3 protein-coding genes and 1 tRNA gene are annotated in these 3829 nt (G+C 70.7%); 2 read left to right on the top strand and 2 right to left on the bottom strand.

The features are described from left to right. Positions 1-97 precede the first annotated feature (97 nt). The gene (gltX, locus tag G6R24_RS19150) at positions 98-1528 is read left to right on the top strand and encodes a glutamate--tRNA ligase (RefSeq protein ID WP_163550572.1); all 1431 of its coding nucleotides are present in this window, start codon (positions 98-100) and stop codon (positions 1526-1528) included. Between the two features lie 557 nt (positions 1529-2085). Here the strand turns inward: gltX and G6R24_RS22885 are convergent. Further along, positions 2086-2502 (bottom strand): winged helix-turn-helix transcriptional regulator, encoded by a 417-nt coding sequence (locus tag G6R24_RS22885; RefSeq protein WP_338083944.1) that lies wholly within the window; start codon positions 2500-2502, stop codon positions 2086-2088. 516 nt (positions 2503-3018) lie between these two features. Continuing rightward, entirely contained in the window at positions 3019-3300 is a 282-nt protein-coding gene (locus tag G6R24_RS19140) for a hypothetical protein (protein ID WP_163550570.1), read from the bottom strand. 142 nt (positions 3301-3442) lie between these two features. On the opposite strand from G6R24_RS19140, the gene G6R24_RS19135 reads away from it, so the two are divergent. Continuing rightward, positions 3443-3515 (top strand) — tRNA-Asn (locus G6R24_RS19135). Positions 3516-3829: the final 314 nt, after the last annotated feature.

The following is a 3829-nucleotide window of genomic DNA, read 5'->3' as shown; positions in this document are numbered from 1 at the left end:
ACACAGCGCCACAGCCAGCCCGCCGGGCAGGTCGGGTGCGTGGTCGTCCGTCCGCGGTGCGCGAGGGAGACCCCGAGATCCCTGTACGCTCGCCGGCATGAGTTCTGGGCGGGTACGGGTCCGGTTCGCGCCGTCTCCCACCGGCATCTTTCATGTCGGTGGGGCGCGTTCGGCGCTGTTCAACTGGCTGGTGGCGCTGCGCGCGGGCGGCGACTTCGTGCTGCGCGTCGAGGACACCGACGCCTCCCGCAACCGGCCGGAATGGACCGACGGCATCATCAGCGCCCTCGACTGGCTGGGCATCAGCCCCGGCCGGTACGAAGGCCCCGTCCTGCAGTCGTCGCGGGCGCAGGCCCATCGGGACGCCGCCGCCCGCCTCCAGCAGGCTGGCCTGGCCTACTTCTGCGACTGCACCCGTGAGCTGCTCGCCGAGCGCACCGGCAACCCCCAGCGCGGGTACGACGGCCACTGCCGTGACCGGGGCCTGACCGCCGGCCCCGGGCGGGCGCTGCGGTTCCGCACCCCCGACGAGGGCGTGACGGTCGTGCGGGACCTCATCCGCGGCGAGCCACAGTTCGCCAACGACACCCTTGAGGACTTCGTCATCGCCCGGGCCGACGGCTCGGCGGTGTTCCTGCTCGCCAACGTCGTCGACGACCTCGAGATGGGCATCACCCACGTCATCCGGGGTGAGGAGCACCTGCCGAACACGCCCAAGCAGCAGCTGCTGTGGGCGGCCCTCGGCGCACCCGAACCGCCGGTGTGGGCGCATGTCCCCGTCATCGTCAACGAGAAGCGGCAGAAGCTGTCCAAGCGCCGCGACAAGGTGGCGCTCGAGTCCTACCGCGACGAGGGCTACCTGCCCGCGGCGATGAAGAACTACCTGATGCTGCTCGGCTGGGCACCGCCCGGCGACCAGGAGATCGTCGCCTGGGAGACCATCGAGACCACCTTCGACCTGGCCGATGTCAAGCCATCACCGGCGTTCTTCGACGAGAAGAAGCTGCGGGCGTTCAACGGCGAGTACATCCGGGCCCTCACGGTGGACGAGTTCGCCGCCGCCGTCCGGCCGTGGCTGAGCGCGCCGGCGGTGCCCTGGCCGGCCGACGCGTTCGACCCGAAGGTGTTCGCGGCCGTGGCCGAGCTCGCGCAGTCCCGGCTGTCGGTGCTTGCCGAGATCGTTCCCATGGTCGACTTCCTCTTCCTTCCCGAGGCCCCCGTGGACGACGCGGCCTGGGCGAAGGCGATGAAGGGTCCCGCCGCGGCGCTGCTCGCCGACGTCCACGAGCACTTCGGCACTGTCTCCTGGACGGCGGACGCGCTGAAGTCGGCGCTGCTGGAGATCGGCGAGCGGCACGGCCTGAAGCTCGCCAAGGCCCAGGCCCCCGTGCGCGTCGCCGTGACCGGGCGCTCCGTCGGCCTGCCCCTGTTCGAGTCCCTCGAGCTCCTCGGCCGGGACGCCACCCGCGCCCGCCTCGCCACCGCCCGCACCCGCCTCGCCGACACCGCGGCCGCCACCACCGACTGAGCCCCGGGGCTGAGGGCTGGGGCTGAGGGCTGGGTATCGTCCGGCGGCGCGCTCCGGGCGCGCTGATTGACCCGGATGGTTCGTCAATGCGGCCAACTGGTCACGGCATGAGAACAGTCGAGCGCCGACTGTGTTGAACATTCCGTAATAAGTAAGGCAATCGGGGCTCGATGCCGAAAGACCGCCGGAAAAGACTTGAGCCCGGGTCGCGGCTGGGACGGGCCGCGACCCGGGCTGGGCACACCCACCGAAGGTCGGGGTTACCTTCGCCGGGTGGAGCTCTGGTCGGCCGGATCGACGGGGAGCAGCACCAGTGCGCCATGGCCTTGGGGGTTCCGCTGCCGCTCCCGCGTCGAATCCGACAGACACAGCACATCTCCCGCGACCTAAAGGATTCTTAAGATCATCGAAAGACAAGCTGTGAACCCGTCATCACCGTTCGTCAAATAGGCGAACGCAATCCGTCATAACGCCCGCAAGCGCCACGCCTTCCAGGCACCACCATCGGGCCGTCCCGCGCCCGAGCGCTTCCCAGATCTTCCCCAGCGCCCCATCGGCTACAGATGGTTGCCAGATGGGCATCCTGGGTTCACGACTGACGCCTCTCGCTGGAGTCCGGCGGCGGCCCGGGGACCGTCCGGGGGCGTCAGGGCTCCGTCGTAACCGCGATCGGCGGCGCCACGTGGGACGCGCTGGCGAGGCCGCAACGCCGCCCACTCGTCGGCCCAGGCCGCCAGTGGCTCGATGACTCCCTGCAGCCGCCGGCCGTGCGCGGTGAGCCGGTACTCGCCGACCTCGTCCACTTCGACGATCCCGCCCTCGCGCAGCTCTCGCAGCCGCTGGGTGAGCTGCGCCGCGGGTGCGTCCAACCGGGCCTCGAGCGTGCGGAACGACTCCGCCCCGGCCCGTAGCCGCCAGTAGACGCCCAGCGCGTACCGGCGCCCCAGCAGTTCCACCAGGGCGGCCAACGCCACCGGCGCCCCCACCCCAGCAGGCGGCCCGCCAGCGGGCGATCCGCCAGCGGGCGATCCGCCAGCGGGCGATCCGCCAGCGGGCGATCCGCCAGCGGGCGATCCGCCAGCGGGCGATCCGCCAGCGGAGGGCCTCCCGCCGGCTGGCTCCCCCGCGTTCCCCTGTCCCCCGCGGCGTCCGCCGCCCCGTCCACCTGGACTCAACGGGCATCCATCCCTACTCGCCGTCCCGACACCAGCGCCGCTCCCTGCCACCGACCTCACCGAGCGTGCGGCGTCTCCGGAGTCCAGATGGTCGCAGAAAGCCACGCGGGTCGCGACAGGGGCAATCGCGTCCGATCTGCCCCCCCCCACCACGACGACGACCCGGGTAGCCGCCCCGCCGCTCTTCTCGACCGGGAGCGACCGTCCCGATGGGTGCGCAGCGTCACAACGATCGCGGTGCCGGTGGGGAAGGGGCGGGCGCCGCGGGGCACCTGGGCGGAGGCCCGCTCGCGGCCCGGTCGAGTCAGCCGACCATCAATGGGTACTCACGGAGCTGACACCGTTGGAGCTATGTGCCGCCAGCGGACGGAACGGGAGCGTCCTGGGCGGCTCGGGCTCGATGCCGAGCAGGCCACGCACCCGCTGGAAGGCCGCGCCAGCCTGCGCGGAGATCAGACCGGCCGCGCCCTGGACCTCGGGCCGCTCACGGATTTCCCGCGCCTGACGCATAATCGCGTCGTACTGCTCCCGCCCAGCTCGGGCACCGAGGACGTAACCGACGCCAAGTGCGACGACGACGCTGGGCCTGATCCGCATGTTGCCTCCCAGAAGACCGAGGGACGTGCCGGCGGTGATCTACCGGACGGCTGGCGTTGGGACACCAGATCGATTCCTACCCCATGCCCGGGACGGCCTGAACCTCAGGTAGGCTGACTGCGTCAGGTGCTGCGGCACCCGATCCCGCGTAGCTCAATTGGCAGAGCAGCCGGCTGTTAACCGGCAGGTTAGAGGTTCGAGTCCTCTCGCGGGAGCACGTTTGCCCAGGTCAGGGGCCAGTTAAGCAAGATCCTAAGGATCTTGAAGTGAAGATCACCTCCACTTTGCCTCCATGATTCTTTTCGTATCCGGGTCTGTCTGTATGACGTCATCCGTCCGTGCGCGTGCCATACGCGGTCTTGACGGTCCCGGGCAGCCGGAGAACGGACGCGCTCCTCAGGGCACCCGGAGGACGTACCCGTTCCGGGCCCGTTGAGGCGTCTCGCAGTCAGCCTCCAGCGGCGCGGGAGAGGGACGTGGACCCGCCCCGAAGCCGAGTTCCGGGTCTTCGCCCGAACCCCTGCTAGGC

It is taken from the genome of Candidatus Frankia nodulisporulans (assembly GCF_902806475.1).
GTDB classification, from domain to species: Bacteria; Actinomycetota; Actinomycetes; order Frankiales; family Frankiaceae; genus Frankia; species Frankia umida.
Note: the sequence above shows the minus strand (reverse complement) of the source record. Positions and strands in the feature narration are given on the sequence as shown.

Excerpts from the sequence above, each read along its gene's own strand:
- gltX (WP_163550572.1), top strand. The coding sequence starts at position 98 with ATGAGTTCTGGGCGGGTACGGGTCCGGTTCGCGCCGTCTCCCACCGGC.
- G6R24_RS19140 (WP_163550570.1), bottom strand. The coding sequence starts at position 3,300 with ATGCGGATCAGGCCCAGCGTCGTCGTCGCACTTGGCGTCGGTTACGTC.